This window comes from Amycolatopsis sp. NBC_01286 (genome assembly GCF_035982555.1).
GTDB lineage: Bacteria > Actinomycetota > Actinomycetes > Mycobacteriales > Pseudonocardiaceae > Amycolatopsis.
The window spans coordinates 5,266,709-5,286,742 of the sequence record NZ_CP108428.1; the positions used below are offsets into that span (position 1 = coordinate 5,266,709).

Sequence of the window (20,034 nt, forward strand, 5' to 3'; positions counted from 1 at the left end):
GACCCGGCAATCACGCGAGTCGACCTCCCAGTCACGCGAGTCGACCTCCCAGTCACGCGTGTCGGCCGTTCGATCGCTCGAGGGGTGTGATCGGGGGGTCGACTCGCGTGATTCGGGAGCCGACTCGCGTGATCGGAGCGTCGACTCGCGTGATCAGGGGGTCGACACGCGTGATTGGAGGGTCGACACGGCTTCGGCGGCGGCCGAAGTGTTCCGGACCTAGGTTCGGGGCATGGACGAATTCCGTGCGCTGCACGTCCCCGGTACCCCGCTCCTGCTGCCGAACGCCTGGGAGTTCGGCGTCGGCGCCCACCTCGTCGCGCAGGGGTTCCGCGCGCTCGGGACGACCAGCCTCGGCGTGTCCGCGGCGGCGGGGGAGCCGGACGGCGCGCCGTCGACGCGGGACACGACCGTCGCGCTGGCCGCCCGGCTGGCCCGGCTCGACGCGCTGGTCAGCGTCGACATCGCCGACGGCTTCAGCGCGGACCCGGCCGCCGTCGCCGACCTGGCCGAGGAGCTCGCCGCAGCGGGCGCGGTCGGCGTCAACCTCGAGGACGGCCGCGCCGACGGCTCGCTCGCCCCGGTCGACGTCCAGGCCGCCCTGGTCGCGGCCGTGAAGGAGCGGGCGCCGCGGCTGTTCGTCAACGCCCGCACCGACACCCACTGGGCGGGCGACCGCTCGGTGGCCGACGCCGAGACGCGGGCGCGGGCGTACGTCGCGGCGGGCGCGGACGGCGTCTTCGTGCCCGGGCTCGCCGCGCCGGCCGACGTCGAGCGGCTCGTCGCCGTCGGGGTCCCGCTCAACCTGCTGTTCCTGCCCGGCAAGGTCACCCTGGCCGGGCTGGCGGAGCTGGGCGTCGCGCGGGTCAGCCTGGGCTCGCTGCCCTACCGGATGGCGCTGGCCGCGGCGGCCGAGACGGCGCTCGCGGTGCGCGACGGCCGTGATCTTCCCCTCACCCCGCCGTCCTACGCCGACGTCACCGCGTTCCTGTGAGTTCCGGATCTGCTTGGCTCGGGGACATGCACGCCTTCGGAGCCGACTTCGCCGTCCCGTCCGGGTACCTGAACACGCCGAGCATGGGCATCCCGCCCGCGCCGGTCGCCGCGGCCGTGGCCGGGTCGGTCGAGAACTGGCGGACCGGGGCGAGCCGGCCGGCGGACTTCGACGAGGCCGTCGCGCGGTCGCGGGCCGGGTTCGCCCGGCTGCTCGGGGTCGACGCCGGGCGCGTCGCGATCGGCGCGTCGGCGTCGCAGCTGATCGCCAACGTCGCCGCCGCGCTGCCCGCCGGCACCCGCGTGCTCGCCGCCGAGGGCGACTTCACCAGCGTGACCTTCCCGTTCGCGGCGAACCCGGGCGTCACCGTCACCGAGGTGCCGCTCGACGACCTCGCCGCGCGGGTCGAGGGGCACGACGTCGTCGCGGTGAGCGTCGTCCAGTCCGCCGACGGCCGGATCGCCGACCTCGCCGCGCTGCGGGCCGCGGCCGAGGCCGCCGGGGCGGCGGTGCTGCTCGACGCGACCCAGGCCGCGGGCTGGCTGCCACTGGACGTCGCCTGGGCCGACTGGGTGGTCGCGGCGGGCTACAAGTGGCTGCTCGCGCCGCGTGGCTGCGCGTGGCTGGCGGTGCGCCCGGACGCCCAGGACCGCACCCGCGCGGTCGCGGCCGGCTGGTACGCGGGGGAGGACCCGTGGGCCACCGTCTACGGCCTCCCGCTGCGGCTGGCCGGCGACGCCCGCGCGTTCGACCTGTCACCCGTCTGGCTGGCCCAGGTGGGTGCGGCCGCCGCGCTGGAGTACCTCGGCGGGCTCGACCTCGCGCAGGTCGCGGCGCACGACATCGGCCTGGCCGACACGCTGCTGGAGAAGCTCGGCCGGCCGCCGCGGGGGAGTGCGATCGTGTCGCTCGAGGCCGACCCCGGACGGGTGGCCGCGGCCGGGATCGTCTCCGGGTTGCGCAACGGCAAGGTGCGGGTCGGCTTCCACCTCTACAACACCGCTGACGACGTCGAACGCGTCTTACACGCATTCGAGTGAACAGCTCAGCGGGCGTGAACTACCGTATGGCGTCGTGGTTGGTGCGCATTTCACCCCAGGCCCGTCCGACACGGCCCCGCTGGGCGCGGTTCCCCCGCAGCCCCGCCCGCCCGTGCCCGGCCCACCGAAGCGTGACACCCGGACCCTGGCACTCAGGGGCGCCGGGCTGGTCGCGATCGCCGTGATCTCCGGGCTGCTCTGGTTCCTGATCCGGCACGACTCGACGCCGGACGAGCCGACGGCGCAGCCGCCGGCCCACAGCACCGGGAAGTACACGTTCACGCCGGTCGCCGGGCCGGTGCGCTCCACCGACTGCGTCGCGAAGTCCTACGGCAAGACCAAGGACTTCTTCCAGGACAGCCCGTGCCAGTCGCTGGTCCGCGCGCTGTACACGACGGAGTCGGGCGGCGCGAAGGCCCTGGTGTCGGTGGTGCTGGTGGGGCTGCCGGACTCGACGAAGGCGAAGGCGCTGAAGGCGCTGACCGAGCAGGACGGCACCGGCAACGTCACCGACCTGGTCCGGGACAAGACGTTCGCCGGCGCCGGCACCCCGAGTGTGAGCGGCGCCGACGCGGCGTACGCGTCCCGCGTCGAGGGCACGAACGTGACGATCGTGCTGGGCGACTTCTACGACAAGCACCAGGACAAGGCGCTGATCGACAAGATCGCCGAGGACGCGCTGCGCCTATCGGCCGACTTCGGCTGAGCCCCGTTCGAAAGCCGTGAAGGCCTCCTTACCGGCCATAAGAGCCGGTAAGGAGGCCTTCACGGCTTTACCGGGTCAGCTCGCCTGGCCGGGCATGGCCACCGCCACCGGCTTCTCGCCGGCCTCGGAACGCCACGGCGTCCCGCGCCGCGAAGCCGCCACCAGCGCGTGCAGCGCCGTCTTGCGCAGGCCGACGTCGTCGGTGTGGTTCACCACGGCCAGCCACGCCGACGCGCAGTCGGCCTCCGCCGTCGCGACGACCAGCGCGGCCGACGCCGTGTCGGTCACCGGCTTCTTCGGGTTGTACGCGGCCTCCGGCGCGACCGGGGTCGCCCCGGCGCCGGCGAGCATCGTCTGCAGCAGGTCGCGGCGCAGCGCGTGTTCCGCGACGCCGCCCTTCTCCGCCTCGCCGAAGTCGGCCGGGAGGAACGCGCCGACCAGGCCGTAGACCCAGACCGCGGCGTGCTCGGCGGCGAGCGCCTGCTGCAGCGGGTCGACGGCTTCGGCGGGGACGCCGCCGGGCGGGGCGGCCGCGGCGGGGGCGTCCTCGCCCGGGCCCAGCGCCGGGGTGATGCGCTGCAGCGCCGCGCAGCCCGCGGCGATCGCCGCGACCATCCCGGCGCGGTAGCGCGGCAGGCCGCCGACGAGGTCCTCGGCCTGCTTGCGCGCGGTGGCCAGCCCCTCCTTCAGGTCGCTCAGCGCCGCCGCGGCCGGCGGCGTCGCCGAGGACGACGGTTTCGGCCGGTTCAGGCGGTCCACTTCGGACTTCAGGGCGGCCGCGTGCGCCGCGCGCGCGTCGGCGAGCTGGCCGGCGGCGTCGGCGTCCTTGCCCTTGGCCAGGGCACGCGCCGCCGCGGCGTCCGCGTCGGCGGCGGCCAGGAGCGGCTGCAGCGGGTCGGGGCTTTCGTCGTAGCCGGGCCCGCAGGCGGCCAGCGGCACGGCCAAAGCGGCCACCGCCCCGAAGCGGAGGGCGGCACGGCGGGTCAGCTCGGTCGGTCTTCCGGTCACGTCGGCCCATCCTGCCAGGCCCCGGGGCGGGCCCGCCGCTCGCGCGTGGTGACAAGGCGACCGGATAAGCTGGTCCACCACCGACCCGTTCCCCAACCCCCACCCCGACCGAGGAGAGCCCCACGTGCCAGGAGAACTCGCCAGCCGGCTTCAGCCGATAGTGGCCGAAGCCGTCACCGCCGCGGGTTTCGACCTCGACTCGTTCGAGGTCCAGCAGGCCGGCCGGCGGCAGCTGGTCAAGGTCGTCGTCGACTCCGACGACGGCATCGGGCTGGACGAGGTCGCCGAGGTCAGCCGCAAGGTGGCGGCGGCGCTCGACGAGAACGAGCACGTGCTCGCGAGCGCGTACACGCTGGAGGTCACCTCACCGGGCATCGAGCGCCCGCTGACCCAGCAGCGGCACTGGCGGCGCGCGCGGTTCCGCTTGGTCAAGGTCACCCCGGTCGAAGGTGACTCCTTCGTGGGCCGGGTCGGTCACGCGGGCGCGGACGCCGCCCGCCTCCTCGCCGACGGCGAGCTCCGCGACGTCCGCTACGCCCAGGTGGCGAAGGCGGTCGTCGAGATCGAGTTCAAGCAGCCGCCCGCCGAGGATCTGAAACTGCTCGACGACGACGCGTCCGGCCTGACCGGCGCCGGTCAGGCCGAGACCGAGAAAACGGAGAAGGGGTCGAAGTGAACGTCGACATCGCCGCACTGAGGGCGATCGAACGGGACAAGGACATCCCCTTCGAAACGGTGATCGAGGCCATCGAGACGGCCTTGCTCACCGCGTACAAGCACACCGAAGGGCACCAGCCGCACGCCCGCATCGACATCGACCACAAGTCCGGCCTGGTGCGCGTGCTCGCGCGCACGCTGACCCACGACGGCGAGACCGACGAGGAGTGGGACGACACCCCCGAGGGGTTCGGCCGGATCGCCGCCACCACCGCGCGCCAGGTCATCCTGCAGCGGCTGCGTGACGCCGAGCACGAGAAGACCTTCGGCGAGTTCTCCACCAAGGAGGGCGAGATCGTCGCCGGCGTCATCCAGCGCGACGCCCGCGCCAACGCGCGCGGCATGGTCGTGGTCCAGGTGGGTGACACCGAGGGCGTGCTGCCGTCGGCGGAGCAGGTGGCCGGGGAGTCCTACGAGCACGGCAGCCGGATCAAGGCGTACGTGGTCACCGTCGCGCGCGGCAACCGCGGCCCGCAGATCACGCTCTCGCGCTCGCACCCCAACCTCGTGCGCAAGCTGTTCGCGCTGGAGGTCCCGGAGATCGCCGACGGGACGGTCGAGATCGCCGCCGTGGCGCGCGAGCCGGGACACCGCACGAAGATCGCGGTGAAGTCCACCGTGGCGGGCGTGAACGCCAAGGGCGCCTGCATCGGCCCGGTCGGCGCGCGCGTGCGCAACGTGATGAGCGAGCTGGCCGGCGAGAAGATCGACATCATCGACTACTCGGAGGACCCGGCCCGGTTCGTGGGGAATGCCCTGTCCCCGGCGAAGGTTGTTTCCGTACGGGTCATGGACGAGCGGGGCAAGACCGCCCGCGTCGTGGTGCCGGACTTCCAGCTGTCGCTGGCGATCGGCAAGGAGGGCCAGAACGCCCGCCTCGCCGCCCGTCTGACCGGCTGGCGGATCGACATCCGCAGCGATGCCGCGCCGGTGGACGACGAGGGTGATCAAGACCACGCCGGTCCGTCGCGGCCCGCCGCGACAACCGGTTCGGCTGAGTGAAGGTCGAAGCGGTAGACTCCGGAGTGGTTCGAAGCCCGCGGCGGGTAGCCGAGCGCCAGCCCCACCGAGAATCCCCGGTGCGGACTTGTGTCGGTTGCAAGCGGCGGGCCTTGATCGGTGAGCTGCTGCGCGTGGTCGCGGTGGCCGGACGGGTGGTCGTCGACGGACGTCGTCGGCTCCCGGGTCGGGGGGCGTGGTTGCACCCCGACGCGGACTGTCTGGCCAAAGCCGAACGGCGGCGGGCTTTCCCGAGGGCCTTGCGGGCCCCGGGAGCGCTCGACGTCCGGGAGGTCCGCGGGTACGTCGAGCACGCCACGCATCACGAAGCCGGGACGTCCCCGGCTCCGCGAGGAACGAAGGAAGCAGGTCGACCCGTCATGAGTCAGCCGTGAAGCTGAAGCCATGAACGCGAGACAATAAGGACGAGGTCAGCGGGTTCCCCGCCTGGCCTCCCCTAGATGAGGAGAGCTGTGCCAGGCAAGGCCCGCGTACACGAGCTCGCTAAGGAGCTCGGCATCACCAGCAAGGACGTGCTCGCCAAGTTGAAGGAACAGGGCGAATTCGTCAAATCCGCGTCGTCCACGGTCGAGGCGCCCGTCGCCCGCCGGTTGCGCGACGCGTATGCGCCCAAGGGCGCCAAGAAGCCCGGCCCGACCCCCGGTCCGTCGGCGCGCCCGGGACCCCCGGCCGCCAAGCCGGGCGCTCCCGCGCCGAAGCCCGCGACGCCCGCTCCCCAGCAGCAGGCACCCGTCGTGCAGGCCGCCCCCGCGGCGGCCCCGCAGCAGCAGGCCCCGGCCTCGAAGCCGGCCGCCGCACCGGGCAACCGCCCGGCCGGTCCCGGCCCCCGGCCCGGCCCGCGTCAGCAGCCGGCCACGCCCGCTCCGGTGGAGCAGGTCCCGGCCGCGAAGGCCGAAGCGCCGGCCGCACCCCCCAAGCAGGAGACCCCGGCCGCGCCCGCTCCGCAGGGCAACACCGGTTCGGTCGTCCCGCCGAAGCCGCAGGGCCCCAAGCCCGGCGGTCCCAAGCCCGGTCCGCGCACCCCGCGGGTCGGCAACAACCCGTTCGGTGTCGGTTCCGGCGCCCCGCCGCGCCCGCAGGGTCCGCGTCCCGGTGGCGGCGGCCAGGGCGGCGACACCCGCCCGCCGCGTCCCGGTGGGACCGGTGGCGGCGGTGACCGTCCGGCTCCGCGTCCCGGTGGCGGCGCCGGTGGCAACCGGCCGAGCCCGGGCAACATGCCCCCGCGGCCGAACCCCGGCATGATGCCGGGCCGCACGCAGCGCCCGGCCGGTCCCGGTGGCGGCGCTCGCGGTGGTCCCGGTGGCGGTGCCCGTGGCGGCCCCGGCGGCGGCGCTCGTGGCGGTCCCGGTGGCGGCGGCGGCGGTTTCCGCGGCGGCCCCGGTGGCGGCGGCGGTGCCGGTGGCGGCTTCCGTCCCGGTGGCGGCGGCGGTGGCGGCGGTGGTTTCCGTCCCGGTGGCGGCGGCCCCGGTGCCGGTGCCCCGGCCGGTGGCGGCGGCGGTTTCCGCGGTGGCGGCGGCCGTGGTGGCCCCGGTGGCCGTGGCGGCACGGCGGGTGCCTTCGGGCGTCCGGGTGGTCCCTCGCGCAAGGGTCGCAAGTCGAAGCGGCAGAAGCGCCAGGAGTACATGGACAACATGCAGGCGCCCAGCGTCGGCGGCGTCCGCTTGCCCAAGGGGCAGGGCGAGACGATCCGGCTGCCGCGTGGCGCTTCGCTGACCGACTTCGCCGAGAAGATCGACGCCAACCCGGCTTCGCTGGTGCAGGTGCTCTTCCACCTCGGCGAGATGGTCACCGCGACGCAGTCCGTGTCGGACGACATCCTCGAGCTGCTCGGCGGCGAAATGAACTACCACGTTCAGGTCGTCAGCCCCGAGGAGGAGGACCGCGAGCTGCTGGAGACCTTCGACATCACCTACGGCGACGACGCGGGTGGCGAAGAGGATCTGCAGGTCAGGCCGCCGGTCGTGACCATCATGGGTCACGTCGACCACGGTAAGACCCGGCTGCTCGACACGATCCGGAAGACGAAGGTCCGCGAGAGCGAGGCCGGCGGCATCACGCAGCACATCGGTGCGTACCAGATCGAGACCGAGCTCGAAGGCAACCCGCGCCTGATCACCTTCATCGACACCCCGGGCCACGAGGCGTTCACCGCCATGCGTGCCCGTGGTGCCAACTCGACCGACATCGCGGTGATCGTGGTGGCGGCCGACGACGGTGTGATGCCGCAGACGGTCGAGGCGATCAACCACGCGCAGGCCGCCAAGGCCCCGATCGTGGTCGCGATCAACAAGATCGACAAGGAAGGCGCGAACCCGGACAAGATCCGGCAGCAGCTGACCGAGTACAACCTCGTGGCCGAGGAGTACGGCGGCGACACGATGTTCGTCGAGATCTCCGCGCGGCAGAACATCAACATCGACGGTCTGCTCGAGGCGATCCTGCTGACCGCCGACGCCGCTCTGGACCTCCGGGCCAACCCGGACATGGAGGCCCAGGGTGTCGCGATCGAGGCGCACCTCGACCGCGGCCGCGGCCCGGTGGCCACCGTCCTGGTCCAGCGCGGCACGCTGCGCGTCGGTGACTCGGTCGTGGCGGGTGACGCCTACGGCCGCGTCCGCCGGATGGTCGACGAGCACAACGTCGACGTCACCGAGGCGCTGCCGTCGCGTCCCGTCCAGGTCATCGGGTTCACCTCGGTGCCTGGTGCGGGCGACACCTTCCTGGTGGTCGACGAGGACCGCGTCGCCCGGCAGATCGCCGAGCGCCGCTCCGCTCGTACGCGCAACGCGCTCAACGCGTCGCGCCGCAAGCGGGTCAGCCTCGAGGACCTCGACTCCGCCTTGAAGGAGACGAACAGCCTCAACCTGATCATCAAGGGTGACAACTCGGGTACCGTCGAGGCCCTCGAGGCATCGCTGCTGCAGCTGGACGTCGGCGACGACGTCGAGCTGAACGTGGTGCACCGCGGTGTCGGTGGCGTGACCGAGTCGGACATCGACCTGGCGACCGCGTCCGACGCGATCGTCCTCGGGTTCAACGTCCGCGCCCAGGGCAAGGCGACCGAGCGGGCCACCCGCGAGGGCGTCGACGTCCGGTACTACACGGTCATCTACCAGGCGATCGACGAGATCGAGCAGGCCCTCAAGGGCATGCTCAAGCCCGAGTACGAAGAGGTCGAGCTGGGCCGCGCGGAGGTTCGCGAGGTCTTCAAGTCCTCCAAGATCGGCACGATCGCGGGTTGCCTGGTCATGTCCGGCGAGATCCGGCGCAACGCGCGCGCCCGGCTGCTGCGCGACGGCACTGTCGTCGCGGAGAACCTGCCGGTCAGCTCGCTGCGGCGGTTCAAGGACGACGTGGTCGAGGTCCGCGAGGGCTACGAGTGCGGTCTGACGCTCGGTTCGTACGGCGACCTCAAGGTCGGCGACTCGATCGAGACGTACGAGCAGCGCGAGAAGCCGCGGGCGTAAGGCGTCCGGTCCCGGGGGTGCGGTTTCGGCCGCACCCCCGGGGCTTTCGCTTCCCATCCCTACGACACCACCACCATTGCCTATGTACGTCGGAGCTCTTGAGCTCGACATCCTGCTCGGCGACGTCCATTCGCTGAAGCAGAAGCGATCCGTGGTCCGGCCGGTGCTGGCCGAGGTGCGCAAGCGCTTCGCCGTGTCGGTGGCCGAAGCCGGTCACACCGACCTGCACCGGCGGACCCTCATCGGGGTGGCCGTGGTCGCCGAAGGTGGCGAGCACGTCCGTGACGTGCTCGACTCGTGCGAGCGCTACGTGGCGAGCAGGCCGGAGTTCGAACTGCTCTCCGCCCACCGCCGGCTGCTCGGCCCAGACGACTGATTTTCTCGAGGAGAAAGACATGGCTGATCCTGCTCGGGCCCGCAAGCTCGCCAAGCGGATCTCGCAGATCGTGGCGTCCGCGATCGAGCACGAGGTCAAGGACTCCCGGCTGGACTACGTGACCGTCACGGACACGAAGGTCACCGGCGACCTGCACGACGCCACGGTGTACTACACGGTGCTCGGCGAAAAGCTGGACATCCCGCCGGACTTCGCCGGTGCCGCCGCCGCGCTCGAATCGGCGCGCGGCATGCTCCGCACGATGGTCGGGCAGGGCACCGGGGTGCGCTACACCCCGACCCTGACGTTCGTGGCCGACACGATCCCCGAAGAGTCGAAGCGCATCGAGGCCCTGCTCGAAAAGGCCCGTGAGGCCGACGCGGAGGTCGCCCGGCGGTCGGCGGGAGCCCAGCACGCGGGCGAACCCGACCCGTACAAGGCCCCCCGCGAAACCGAGGACGAGGACGAAGACGAGCCGGCGGCGGAGGAGAGCCGGGGCTGACCCGGTGCTCTCCCGTCGCGGCCTGCTCGCCGGCAGCGCACTCGCGCTGCTGGCGGGCTGCTCGTCGGCCCCCTCCGGCCCGCCGCCCGGCCCGCCCGCGACGTCACCCCCGACCGGCCCGACGCCACTGAGCGCGCCCGTCACCGTGCAGCGGATGCACTCCGCGGCCCGCGGCACCGACGTCGAGCTGGTCCTGATCACCCCCGACGGCGTCCCGGCCTCGGGCCTGCCGGTGTGCCTGGCCCTGCACGGCCGTGGCGCCCGCGCCCGGACGTTCCTCGACCTCGGCGTCCCCGAGGCGCTCACCAAGGCCGTGCACGCGGGTGTCCCGCCGTTCGCGATCGCCGCCCCCGACGGTGACCACTACTGGGTGAACGTCGGGAAGAACGACGACCCGCAGCGGATGCTGTCCGACGAAATTCCCGTTTGGCTCACCCAGCGTGGCCTCAAGGCGCCCGCGGCGGTGTTCGGCATCTCGATGGGCGGCTTCGGCGCCCTCCGCTTCGCCCGCGCCCACCCGGACCTGAAGGCGACGGCCGTGGCGAGCGCGGCCCTGTTCGTCAGCTGGCCGGACGCCCGTGCCCGCAAGGTCTTCGCCGACGAGGCCGGCTGGCGCGCGGAGGAACCGCTGCTGCACCCGGCCGACATCCGGGGCGCGAACCTGGGTGTGTGGTGCGGCGAGTCCGACCCGTTCCTGGGCGCCGACCGCAAGCTGGTGAACGCGGTCTCGCCGGCCGTGGCGCGGTTTTCGCCGGGTAAGCACGAAGACGCCTACTGGCGCGGTGTCCTGCCCGACGTGCTGGAGTTCGCCGGGCGGCGGATCACCCCAGCTGGCTGATGCGGACCATGTTGCCCGCCGGGTCGCGGAACGCGCAGTCGCGGACGCCGTAGGGCTGGTCCATCGGCTCCTGGACGACGTCGGCGCCGCTCGCCTGGACCTGGTCGAACGTGCCCGCCAGGTCCGAGGACGCGAGCACGATCGACGCGTAGCTGCCCTTGGCCATCAGCTCGGCGATCGTGCGGCGCTCGTCGTCGGTCAGGCCCGGGTCGGCGGCCGGCGGGTGCAGCACGATCGACGTGTGCGGCTGGTCGGCCGGGCCGACCGTGATCCAGCGCATGTCCCCGTACCCCACGTCGTTGCGCACCTCGAAACCGAGCGCGTCGCGGTAGAACGCGAGCGACTTCTCCGGGTCTTCGGCGGGGAGAAACGTGTGCTGGATGATGAGGTTCATGCTGCTCACGATAGGTGCGAGCGGGTGGGCGTCGCTTCTCGATTCCTGATCGGCCGCATGACCTGCTTGGCCAGGCAGGTGGGGATGCCCTCGCCGTCACCGGCCGCCAGGCGCTTGTAGGCGCTCGGCGAGATGCCGACCAGCTCGGAGAACCGCGTGCTGAACGTCCCGAGCGACGAGCAGCCGACCGCGAAGCAGACCTCCGTCACCGACAGGTCGCCCCGCCGCAGCAGGGTCATGGCCCGCTCGATGCGCCGGGTCATCAGGTAGCTGTAGGGCGACTCGCCGAAGGCGGCGCGGAACTCCCGGCTCAGGTGGCCCGCCGAGAGGTGGACGCCGCGCGCCAGTGCCTCGACGTCCAGCGGCTGCGCGTAGTCCCGGTCGATCCGGTCGCGGACGCGGCGCAGCAGCACGAGTTCGCGCAGGCGCGCGTCCGATTTGCCGGTCACGCAGTCAGCATGCCCGCTCGATCACGTCACCGCAAAGGCGGCCGCCGAGCGAACAGGATCGCTTGCGGAACGTCATCATCGGGGTCCAGCAGCCACTCCGCCTCGATCTCGAACCCCGCGTCGCGAACGAGCGCGCCCACTCGTTCCGGGCGCCGGCGGTGAACGTGGACCTTCATCGGGTGGCCGCCGTAGCCCTGGGTCTTCAGCGTGGCCGAGTCGCCGACGTGGTAGCCGATCACCAGCCGGCCACCCGGGCGCAGCACCCGGTGGAAGTGGCCCAGCACGCCGGGAACCGCGTCGTCCGGGACGTGGATCAGCGACCAGAACGCCAGCACCCCCGCGACGGAGGCGTCCGGGCGGGGCAGGTCCGTCATCGAGCCCACCTCGAACCCGACGCCCGCGTAGGCCTCGCGGGCCAGCTCGATCATCGACGGCGAGAGGTCGACGCCGGACGCGTCGACGCCGAGGGAAGCCAGGTGGGCGGTGAAGTGCCCCGGGCCGCAGCCGACGTCCACGACCGGGCCGTCGGCCCGCTCGGCGAACAGCGCGAGCGCCGCCCGCAGGTACGGCTGGGTCGTGACGGCGTCGCGCACGATGCCGGCGTAGCTCGACGCCACCGTGTCGTACGACGTGCGGGTGTCCGCGAGCCAGCCGGTCACGGCAGCGGGTGGGCGGCCGGGGCCCGCAGGCCGTCGAGGACCAGGGCGAGCCCGCGCCGCCAGTCCGGGGTCGCCGTCGCCGCCGCGAACACCACGGCGAGGTCCACGGTGCGGAAGTCCGGCCGCAGCGCGCCGGCGTCCTGCGCCCGCTTGACGATCCGGTCCATCCGGGAACCGTTGGCGCGCTTGGCTTTTTCGAGACCCGAGGTCGGGTCGAACGTCCGCGAGCACACCTCGGTGAAGCCGCGGTCGGTCACCTGCATCCGCACCGAGCGCTCGAGGTAGAGCACGAAGCCGTCCCACGGGTCCGCGCACGCGAGGGCTTCGTCGCTGATCGCCTGTGCTTCCTCCAGCGTCGGCAGGAACGCGGCTTCGACGAGGTCGGCGCGGGTCGGGAAGCGGTTGTAGAGCGTGCCGATCGCGACCTCGGCGCGGCGGGCGATCTCGTCGAGTGGGGCGTCGACGCCCTTGGCGCCGAACACCGCCCGCGCGGCCGCCACCAGCGCCTCGCGGTTGCGCCGGGCGTCCGCGCGCAAGGGGCGCTGCTCCACCGTCACGGTTGGTGAGTGTAGCCGCCGGCGCCGCTTCCCGATCGGAACCTCGCACAGCCCACGCCCGGGGGCCACCGGGAGCACAATGGGGTGAGCGGGCTCGGTCCGCGCCGAGGCGGGCAGACGAGGGAGGTCGGTACATGCACTCCGATCTGACCCCGTCGGGCCGCACCGGGGTCCTCCTCGTCGGCACCCGCGGGCCGCACGGTCCCGGGGAGGTGCTGATCCGGATCCGGGGCGGGCTGGAAACCTTCCTGGCCTGGTCCGACACGGCGCTGCCGAAGGGGACGACCGTGCTGGTCGTCGAAACCCGCGGCCGGCGCACGGTCGACGTCGTGGCGTGGGACGTCCCGGAAAGCTCCGCGGAACCCGCGCCGGAAACCACTTCCTAGTGTTCGTCTAAGGACAGTCGATGTTCGGTTATCGCGTGCCGGCCCCCAACGAGGCGATGCTCATTTCGGGCGGCAAGAGCAGCAAGGGCGCGTCGCCGTTCCGGGTCGTCACCGGCCACGGCGCTTTTGTCATGCCGGTGTTCCGGAAAGTCCGGTTCCTGACGCTTTCGATGTGTGAAGCCGAAGTGACCGAAGTGTGCGTGACGAAACAGGCCATCGCCCTGACCGTGCGGGCGGTGATCGCGTTCAAGGTCGGCAACGACACCGAAAGCATCGTCAACGCCGGCCAGCGGTTCCTCTCCGACCAGGACCAGATGTCCGTGCTGACCGGCCGCATCTTCTCCGGCCACCTGCGCTCGATCATCGGGTCGATGACGGTCGAGGAGATCATCACCGAGCGGCAGAAACTGGCCACCGAGGTGCTGGACGGCTCGGCGGTGGAAATGGCGAAGATCGGCCTTTCCGTCGACGCGCTGCAGATCCAGTCGATCGACGACATGAAGCTCGGCTACATCGCCGCGATGGCCGCGCCGCACAACGCCGCCATCCAGCGGGACGCCCAGATCGCCCAGGCCGTGGCGAACAAGAGGGCGGCGGAGGCCGAGCAGGAGTCGCAGCGGACCCAGGCGGCGTACGTCCGGCAGACGTCGATCGTGCAGGCGCAGTACCGCGCCGAGGTCGAGGCAGCTCAGGCCGAAGCGGCCCAGGCCGGGCCGCTCGCCCAGGCGAAGGCGCAGCAGGAGGTCATCGACGCGCGGACCGTGCTGGCCGAGCGCGAGGCCGAGCTGCGTCAGCAGCAGCTGGTGGCCGAGGTCATCAAGCCGGCCGACGCGGAGGCCGAGCGGATCCGCATCCTGGCCGTGGCCGACGCCGAGAAGATGCGCGTGCAGGCGGAAGCGGCGGCGTCGAACAACCGCGTCGCGCTCGACCGGATGCTCATCGACCAGCTGCCGCTGATCGTCAAGGAGGCCGGGCGCGGCCTGGCCGGCGCGAACGTCAACATCCTCAACGGCGCCGACGGCCTGGGCGAGATGGCCGCGGGCCTGGTCGGCCAGGGACTGTCCATCCTGGACTCGGTGAAGCGCGGGCTGAGCGCCTCGCCGGCCCCCGCGCCCGCGGCTTCCCCGGAGAGCAACGGAAAAGCCATCACCGCGAAGCCGGGCGAAGTGACCCAGTCCTGAACCATTCCTGACCGGTGCCGCGGGCCCGAGCGGCGACGGGCCCGCGGCACCCGGGTCACTTGCGGGGCAGCCCCTGCGGGTTGATCTCCGACGCCGGCAGCCCTTCCGACGTCAGGTTCCAGCGCTTGAGGACCTCGGCGTACCGGCCGTTCTTGATCACCGTGTCCAGTGCCTGCTGCAGGGCGTTCACGAGGCCGTTGCCCTTCTTGGTCATCGCCGCGATGTCGGCCTCGATCGTGCCGCCGCCGGACACCGAGCCGACGATCTTCGTCTTGCCCTCGACGGCGACGTGGTAGGCCGAGGTCGGGTTGGGCCCGACGTAGGCGTCGATCCGGCCCGACTGCAGCGCCAGGTAGTAGTCCGAGGTCGCCTGGTAGTACTGGAACTTCACCGGGGCCAGCCCGGCGGACTTGTTCTGCTGGTCCCAGCGCAGCAGGATCTGCTCCTGGTTCGTTCCGGCACCGACCCCGATGGTGAGCCCGGCGATGTCCTTCGCCTCCCGCACCGTGGTGTTCTTGTCGCCCCGCACCTCGAAGGCGATGGTGTCCTTGCGGTAGGTCGCGAAGTCGTACTTGTCCTTGCGCTCCTCGGTCACGGTGATGTTCGAGAACCCGCTGTCGTACTGGCCGTTGTCGACGGAGAGGAACAGGTTCTCCCACGACGTCGCCTGCAGGTCGAGCTTCAGCCCGAGGACGTCGGCGACGAGCGACGCGACGTCCGGCTCGACGCCGATGACCGTCTTGTCGTCGTCCGCGCGGAACGACAGCGGCGGCGTGCCGTTGCCGGTGGTGCCGACGACCAGCGTGCCGCGGGCCCGGATCGCCGCCGGGACGAGCGCGGCGATCGCGTCCACCTTGTCGGCGTGGACGCGGTTCTGGTTCGCGGTGATGTTGACGCCGCCGGGCTGGGCCGCCGGTTCCGTGGCCGCTTCGGGACTGCCGCACGCGGTGAGCGCGAAGGCCGACGCGAGCAGGAGGACGCGCAGTTTCATCGTTTTCATCAAAGGACTTTCTCCACGAAGGCCCGGGTGCGGGCGTGCTGGGGGTGGTCGAGGACGGCTTCGGGCGAGCCCTGTTCGACGACGCGGCCGGCGTCGAGGAACACGACGGTGTCGGCGACTTCGCGGGCGAAGCCCAGTTCGTGGGTGACGACGACCATCGTCGTCCCCGCTTTCGCGAGGTCCCGGATGACCGCGAGGACCTCGCCGACGAGCTCGGGGTCCAGCGCCGACGTCGGCTCGTCGAACAGCAGGACGTCCGGTTCGAGGGCCAGCGCCCGCGCGATCGCGACGCGCTGCTGCTGGCCGCCGGAGAGCCGGCGCGGGTACTGGCCCGCCTTGTCGGCGAGGCCGACCCGGTCCAGCAGCTCCCGGGCGCGGACCTCGGCCTCGCCGCGCGGCCGGCGTTGCGCCGAGATCGGCGCCTCGACGACGTTCTCCAGCACGGTCAGGTGGCCGAACAGGTTGAAGTTCTGGAAGACGAACCCGATCCGGGTGCGCTGCTTGAGGATCTCGCGTTCCTTGAGCTCGTGGAGCCGGTCGCCGGCCCGGCGGTAGCCCATGAGCTCGCCGCCGACGCTGATGAACCCGCGGTCGGCCCGCTCCAGGTGGTTGATCAGCCGCAGCAGCGTCGACTTGCCGGATCCCGACGGTCCCAACAGGACGGTCACTTCGCCTTGGCGCACCTGGAGATCGACGCCGTCGAGCACGGTCAGCGGGCCGAAACTCTTGTGCACGCCCCGGACGTCCACCATGAACTCCGCGCTCATGCCCGCCCCCAGACCGCGCGCAGGCGCTGCAGCGGGGTCGGCGGCAACGTGCGGAGCGCCCCGCGGGCGTAGTAGCGCTCGACGTAGAACTGGGCGACCGAGAGCACCGACGTCAGCGCCAGGTACCAGAAGGTGGCCACCAGCAGCAGCGGGATGACCCGGCCGCTGCGGGTGTAGATGACCTGGACCTGGTAGAACAGCTCCGGCAACGCCATCACGTAGACCTGCGAGGTGGCCTTCAGCAGGCCGACGATCTCGTTGGCGGCGGTCGGCACGATCGTGCGCATCGCCTGCGGCAGCACGATCCGGCGGAACTGCCGTCCGGCCGGGATGCCGAGCGCCGCGGCGGCCTCACGCTGGCCGGCGTCCACCGAGAGGAACCCGGCGCGGACGATCTCCGAGGCGTACGCGCCCTGGTGCAGCGCGAGCCCGAGACCGGCGGCGAGGAACGGCGGGATGAGGCTCATCGTGCCGACCGAGACGAACGACGGCCCGAACGGGACGCCGAAGGAGATCTCGTTGTAGAGGATCGCGAGGTTGTACCAGAACAGCAGCTGGAGAATGAGCGGGACGGACCGGAAGATCCACGTGTAGGTCCAGGCGACCGCGCGCAGCAGCGGATTCCGGGAAATGCGCATGAGCGCGAGCACGGTGCCGAGCAGGAATCCGGCGACCACGCCGAACGCCGTCAGTTCCAGGGTGAGCAGCACGGCGTCGAGCACCGATTTCTGGAACAGGTACTTCGAGAAGGTCGGCCAGTCGAACGCCGTGTTGGTCACCAGCGCGTGGCCCGCCATCGCGACCAGCACCGCGACGATCGCGGCGGCCACCCAGGTCAGCGGGTGCCGCGCGGGCACGATCTTCAGCGACTCCTCCGGCGCCGTCAAAGGTGCGGGCCGGGTGCCGACGTCGCTGGTCACCGCGATCCCACGGGCGCGGGAAGCGCTTTCGAGAACCGCAGCCGGGTGACCGGCACGGCGTCGACGTCGAAGTGCGGCGTGTACCCGGTGGCCAGGTAGAGCGCCCGGGCCTCGGGCTGGCTCGGGCCGGTGGTCAGGTGGATCCGGCGGTACCCGCGGAGCGCGATCTCGGCCTCCAGCTCGGCGACGACGCGGCGGCCGAGCCCGTGGCCGCGGTGCGCGCGGTCCGTCCAGATCCGCTTGAGCTCGGCGGTGTCGTCGTCGTAGCGCTGGAACGCCCCGCCCGCGACGGCGCGCTGGTCGTGGAGCAGCACCAGCAATCCGCCATTCGGCGGCGCGAAATGCTCCGCCGGGTATTCCCGCAGTTCGAAATGGACGTCGGCGAGCACGCGGTGGTAACGCGTCGAATATTCACGGGCCAGGTCGGCGAGCAACGGCCGGACCCGCGGATCTGACTGGGCGACCCAGACGGATTCGGGCATGACGACACCTGTTCGGGGAAAGAACGAGGAGGAAAAGCGCCTGCCCAAACGCGGGGGCGCTTTCCGTTGACGTCGTCGACTTTAGGAACCCGGGCCGAGCCGGGTCAACGAGCCGCCGCCCGGTTCCAGATCCTGGACGGCGGCTTTCAGGAAGCGGGCTTGGCGGCTACGACGAGGTCGCGCAGGATGGCTTGGTCCACCCGGTGGGCGAACTCTTCGTAGGGCCCGCCTTCGCGGACGTCGAGGCCGCGCGGGATCGCCGCGCCGTAGTGGGTCTGCGTCCTGGACTCAGATCGTGGATTCGCCGCGACGACGAGGTCGCGGGATCGCTTGGTCCACTCGGTGGGCGAGCTGCTCGCACGGGCCGCCTTCGCGGAGGCGGAGGCCGGTCTCCCCGCGGGATCTGGGCCGGCTCTTCGTGCGCGTCCCCCGGGACCGCCGCCGCGTCCCGCCGCGGTGAGTCGACGACGTCCCGGAGTCAGGAAGCGGGCTTGGCGGCTACGACGAGGTCGCGCAGGATGGCTTGGTCCACCCGGTGGGCGAACTCTTCGTACGGCCCGCCTTCGCGGACGTCGAGGCCGGCCTTCTCCAGGATCGCGACCAGCTCTTCGCGCGGCAGGACGGTGGTGTTCCACGAGATGCCGAGCGCGCCGCCGGGCTTGAGGACCCGCGTCCACACCGGGATCGCCGCGGCCAGCAGGTCGCGCGGGCTGCGCTGCAGGCCCGCGTCGCGGTGGCTGCCGTGCTGGACGCCGTACGGGGCGTCCGTGACGATCACGTCGGCGGAGTTCGCGCGCAGGACCTCGTCCGTCGTCAGCGTGTCCGCGTTGAAGTACGCGAGCTTGCGGGTGTCGCCCGCCTTGTAGTCCTCTTTGGTGAACGCGTACTCGATGTCGAGACGGCGCCCGAGCCGGGCCTTGTTGCGGCGCAGCACGCCCGACTCGGCGGTGTGCTTCACGCGCTTGTTCCGTAGCCACGTCTTGATGAACGCCTCGTACGCCTCGAAGTCCTTGGCGTCGACGTCCAGGCCGGTGGCGTGCAGGCCGTACATGATCGCGTGGTTGAGCGTGGTGCCGCGGCCGCACAGCGGGTCGAGGAGGTAGCGCGGCCTGTCCGAGGCGGGGTCCGCGGTGGCCAGCAGCGTGATGTTCAGCAGCAGCTTCGTGAACGACTCGTTGGTCTTGCCCGCGTACTTCTGGATGGTCAGCAGGTCGGAGTCGGCCTTCGCGAGCGGCGTCACCTTCACCGGGCGCAGCACGTCGCCGTCCAGCTCGAACAGCGCGTACAGCGACGACAGGTTCGACAGCAGCGCGAGGTCGCGCTCGCCGAGCGGCGCGGAGCTGGTGAAGCGGACGTAGCCGACGCCGCCGAGCTCGACGTCCTCGATGCCGGACAGCCCGGCCGCCAGGGCCGTGCCGAACACCGCCAGCTCGGCGCGCAGCAGCGCGGGGGAGGAGGCGGCGTAGACCCGGTTGGCGGACGGGTGGACCAGGATCACGTACTCGGACATCCCGCAGAGCGTAGCGTGACGCACCGTGACCTCCACTTTGGCGCAGGACATCGAGGCCGCGGCCGCACTGCTCGCGACGGCCACCGACGTGACGGTGCTCGGGCACGTCCGCCCCGACGCGGACGCGCTGGGCAGCGCGCTCGCCCTCGGCCGGGCCCTGCTCCAGCGCGGCGCCCGGGTGCGCGTCTCCTTCGGCGAGCCCGACGAGGCCCCCGAGACGCTCCGCTGGCTCGACGAGGACGGCCTGCTCACCCACCCGGACGACCTGCCCCCGACCGAGGCGCTGCTGGTCTGCGTCGACACGCCGGTGCCGCAGCGGCTGGGCCGGCTCGCCGGGCGCGTCGGGGCGGCCGGGCAGGTGCTGGTGATCGACCACCACGCGACCAACACGTTCTACGGCACCCACCACGTCGTCGACGAGAGCGCCGAGGCCAGCGCGACCCTGGTGTTCCGGGTCCTGGACGCGCTGGGCGTCGAGCCGGACGAGCCGATCGCGCGCGGGCTCTACGCCGGGATCGTCACCGACACCAGCGGGTTCCGCCGGGCGAGCCCGGAGACGCACCGGATGGCGGCGCGGCTGCTGGCGGCGGGCGTCGACCCGGAGGCCGTGGTGCGGCGGATCGTCGACGAGCGGCCGTTCGCCTGGCTGCCGATGCTGTCCTCGGTGCTGGCGGCCGCCGAGCTCGAGCCGGAAGCCGCGCAGGGCAAGGGTTTCGTGCACACGATCGTCGGCGTCGACGCCGCGAGCACGGTGCGGGCCGAGGAGGTCGAGTCGGTCATCGACGTCGTCCGCTCGGTGCGCGAGGCCGCCGTCGCGGCGGTGCTCAAGCAGGACCCGGCCGACCCGCGGCAGTGGCAGATCTCGTTGCGCTCCATCGGGATCGACGTCTCCGCGGTGGCCGCGGAGTTCGGTGGCGGCGGGCACCGGCAGGCCGCGGGGTGCACGATCGCGGGTCCCGCCGAAGACGTCCTGGCCGGCCTGCGCGCCGCGCTGGAGCGGGCGCCGCTGCTCTAGCCGCCCGGTTCCCGCCGGCCGGAAACTGTCGGTGCCGGCGGTTAGA

Annotated in this window: 23 protein-coding genes; 13 read left to right on the forward strand and 10 right to left on the reverse strand. The window is 72.3% G+C overall.

All coding sequences use genetic code 11. From position 1 onward, the window contains the following. The first annotated feature begins 232 nt into the window (after positions 1 to 232). The 3 genes from OG570_RS25300 (at position 233) to OG570_RS25310 (ending at position 2,740) form a co-directional block, all read left to right on the forward strand. On the forward strand, positions 233 to 994 hold the full coding sequence (locus OG570_RS25300) for an isocitrate lyase/PEP mutase family protein (RefSeq protein ID WP_326959765.1): 762 nt from the start codon (positions 233 to 235) through the stop codon (positions 992 to 994). A gap of 26 nt (positions 995 to 1,020) precedes the next feature. Next, entirely contained in the window at positions 1,021 to 2,034 is a 1,014-nt protein-coding gene (locus tag OG570_RS25305) for an aminotransferase class V-fold PLP-dependent enzyme (protein WP_326959767.1), read from the forward strand. A gap of 112 nt (positions 2,035 to 2,146) precedes the next feature. Beyond that, positions 2,147 to 2,740: a hypothetical protein gene (locus tag OG570_RS25310; protein WP_247064469.1), complete on the forward strand. Its 594-nt coding sequence runs from the start codon at positions 2,147 to 2,149 to the stop codon at positions 2,738 to 2,740. A gap of 75 nt (positions 2,741 to 2,815) precedes the next feature. Here the strand turns inward: OG570_RS25310 and OG570_RS25315 are convergent, their stop codons facing one another. Then, positions 2,816 to 3,748, reverse strand: coding sequence for a ferritin-like domain-containing protein (locus OG570_RS25315; RefSeq protein WP_326959769.1), 933 nt, complete (start codon positions 3,746 to 3,748; stop codon positions 2,816 to 2,818). Positions 3,749 to 3,872: 124 nt separating this feature from the next. Here OG570_RS25315 and rimP point away from each other — a divergent pair, with 124 nt between their 5' ends. The 7 genes from rimP to OG570_RS25350 all read left to right on the forward strand — a co-directional run bounded on the left by rimP (position 3,873) and on the right by OG570_RS25350 (position 10,668). Next, positions 3,873 to 4,424, forward strand: coding sequence for a ribosome maturation factor RimP (gene rimP / locus OG570_RS25320; protein ID WP_326959771.1), 552 nt, complete (start codon positions 3,873 to 3,875; stop codon positions 4,422 to 4,424). Then, the gene (nusA, locus tag OG570_RS25325; RefSeq protein WP_247054727.1) at positions 4,421 to 5,467 is read left to right on the forward strand and encodes a transcription termination factor NusA; all 1,047 of its coding nucleotides are present in this window, start codon (positions 4,421 to 4,423) and stop codon (positions 5,465 to 5,467) included. Before rimP ends, nusA begins: the two co-directional genes overlap by 4 nt. Before the next feature lie 140 nt (positions 5,468 to 5,607). After that, positions 5,608 to 5,859, forward strand: coding sequence for a YlxR family protein (locus tag OG570_RS25330; protein ID WP_247064467.1), 252 nt, complete (start codon positions 5,608 to 5,610; stop codon positions 5,857 to 5,859). A 78-nt stretch (positions 5,860 to 5,937) separates the two neighbouring features. Next, positions 5,938 to 8,952, forward strand: a complete 3,015-nt coding sequence (gene infB / locus OG570_RS25335; protein WP_326943078.1) for a translation initiation factor IF-2 — start codon at positions 5,938 to 5,940, stop codon at positions 8,950 to 8,952. Positions 8,953 to 9,034: 82 nt separating this feature from the next. Further along, entirely contained in the window at positions 9,035 to 9,328 is a 294-nt protein-coding gene (locus OG570_RS25340) for a DUF503 domain-containing protein (protein ID WP_247054723.1), read from the forward strand. 19 nt (positions 9,329 to 9,347) lie between these two features. After that, positions 9,348 to 9,830 carry a 30S ribosome-binding factor RbfA gene (rbfA, locus tag OG570_RS25345; RefSeq protein ID WP_247054720.1) on the forward strand — a complete coding sequence of 161 codons (483 nt, stop codon included), beginning with the start codon at positions 9,348 to 9,350 and terminating at the stop codon, positions 9,828 to 9,830. Between the two features lie 4 nt (positions 9,831 to 9,834). After that, the gene (locus OG570_RS25350; RefSeq protein ID WP_326959773.1) at positions 9,835 to 10,668 is read left to right on the forward strand and encodes an alpha/beta hydrolase; all 834 of its coding nucleotides are present in this window, start codon (positions 9,835 to 9,837) and stop codon (positions 10,666 to 10,668) included. Here OG570_RS25350 and OG570_RS25355 read toward each other — a convergent pair. Genes OG570_RS25355 through OG570_RS25370 form a run of 4 tightly spaced genes read right to left on the reverse strand, consistent with a single transcriptional unit; the run spans position 10,652 to position 12,727 of the window. After that, positions 10,652 to 11,062, reverse strand: coding sequence for a VOC family protein (locus OG570_RS25355; protein ID WP_326943075.1), 411 nt, complete (start codon positions 11,060 to 11,062; stop codon positions 10,652 to 10,654). The genes OG570_RS25350 and OG570_RS25355 overlap by 17 nt on opposite strands. A 5-nt stretch (positions 11,063 to 11,067) precedes the next feature. Further along, the gene (locus tag OG570_RS25360) at positions 11,068 to 11,511 is read right to left on the reverse strand and encodes a helix-turn-helix transcriptional regulator (protein WP_247054714.1); all 444 of its coding nucleotides are present in this window, start codon (positions 11,509 to 11,511) and stop codon (positions 11,068 to 11,070) included. A 26-nt stretch (positions 11,512 to 11,537) separates the two neighbouring features. Beyond that, a complete protein-coding gene (locus tag OG570_RS25365; RefSeq protein ID WP_326959775.1) occupies positions 11,538 to 12,170 on the reverse strand; it encodes a class I SAM-dependent methyltransferase in 633 nt (210 codons plus the stop codon). Beyond that, positions 12,167 to 12,727 (reverse strand): TetR/AcrR family transcriptional regulator, encoded by a 561-nt coding sequence (locus OG570_RS25370; protein ID WP_326959777.1) that lies wholly within the window; start codon positions 12,725 to 12,727, stop codon positions 12,167 to 12,169. The genes OG570_RS25365 and OG570_RS25370 overlap by 4 nt, the downstream gene beginning before the upstream one ends. Positions 12,728 to 12,861: 134 nt before the next feature. On the opposite strand from OG570_RS25370, the gene OG570_RS25375 reads away from it, so the two are divergent. Beyond that, complete coding sequence (locus OG570_RS25375) at positions 12,862 to 13,113, forward strand: hypothetical protein (protein WP_326943072.1); 252 nt, start codon at positions 12,862 to 12,864, stop codon at positions 13,111 to 13,113. Between the two features lie 20 nt (positions 13,114 to 13,133). Beyond that, complete coding sequence (locus OG570_RS25380; protein WP_326943071.1) at positions 13,134 to 14,294, forward strand: SPFH domain-containing protein; 1,161 nt, start codon at positions 13,134 to 13,136, stop codon at positions 14,292 to 14,294. Positions 14,295 to 14,349: 55 nt separating this feature from the next. On the opposite strand, the gene OG570_RS25385 is transcribed toward OG570_RS25380, so the two are convergent. The 5 genes from OG570_RS25385 to OG570_RS25405 form a co-directional block, all read right to left on the reverse strand. Then, the gene (locus OG570_RS25385; protein WP_326959779.1) at positions 14,350 to 15,294 is read right to left on the reverse strand and encodes an ABC transporter substrate-binding protein; all 945 of its coding nucleotides are present in this window, start codon (positions 15,292 to 15,294) and stop codon (positions 14,350 to 14,352) included. Continuing rightward, positions 15,294 to 16,061 (reverse strand): amino acid ABC transporter ATP-binding protein, encoded by a 768-nt coding sequence (locus tag OG570_RS25390; protein WP_326943069.1) that lies wholly within the window; start codon positions 16,059 to 16,061, stop codon positions 15,294 to 15,296. The genes OG570_RS25385 and OG570_RS25390 overlap by 1 nt, the downstream gene beginning before the upstream one ends. Next, positions 16,058 to 16,981 carry an amino acid ABC transporter permease gene (locus tag OG570_RS25395; protein ID WP_326943068.1) on the reverse strand — a complete coding sequence of 308 codons (924 nt, stop codon included), beginning with the start codon at positions 16,979 to 16,981 and terminating at the stop codon, positions 16,058 to 16,060. Before OG570_RS25395 ends, OG570_RS25390 begins: the two co-directional genes overlap by 4 nt. Beyond that, positions 16,978 to 17,463 (reverse strand): GNAT family N-acetyltransferase, encoded by a 486-nt coding sequence (locus OG570_RS25400; RefSeq protein ID WP_326959781.1) that lies wholly within the window; start codon positions 17,461 to 17,463, stop codon positions 16,978 to 16,980. The genes OG570_RS25395 and OG570_RS25400 overlap by 4 nt, the downstream gene beginning before the upstream one ends. Positions 17,464 to 17,941: 478 nt before the next feature. After that, positions 17,942 to 18,973 (reverse strand): TRM11 family SAM-dependent methyltransferase, encoded by a 1,032-nt coding sequence (locus tag OG570_RS25405; RefSeq protein WP_326959783.1) that lies wholly within the window; start codon positions 18,971 to 18,973, stop codon positions 17,942 to 17,944. A 25-nt stretch (positions 18,974 to 18,998) separates the two neighbouring features. Between OG570_RS25405 and OG570_RS25410 the strand changes: the two genes are divergently transcribed. Beyond that, positions 18,999 to 19,988 (forward strand): DHH family phosphoesterase, encoded by a 990-nt coding sequence (locus OG570_RS25410; RefSeq protein ID WP_326959784.1) that lies wholly within the window; start codon positions 18,999 to 19,001, stop codon positions 19,986 to 19,988. The last annotated feature ends 46 nt before the right edge of the window (positions 19,989 to 20,034 follow it).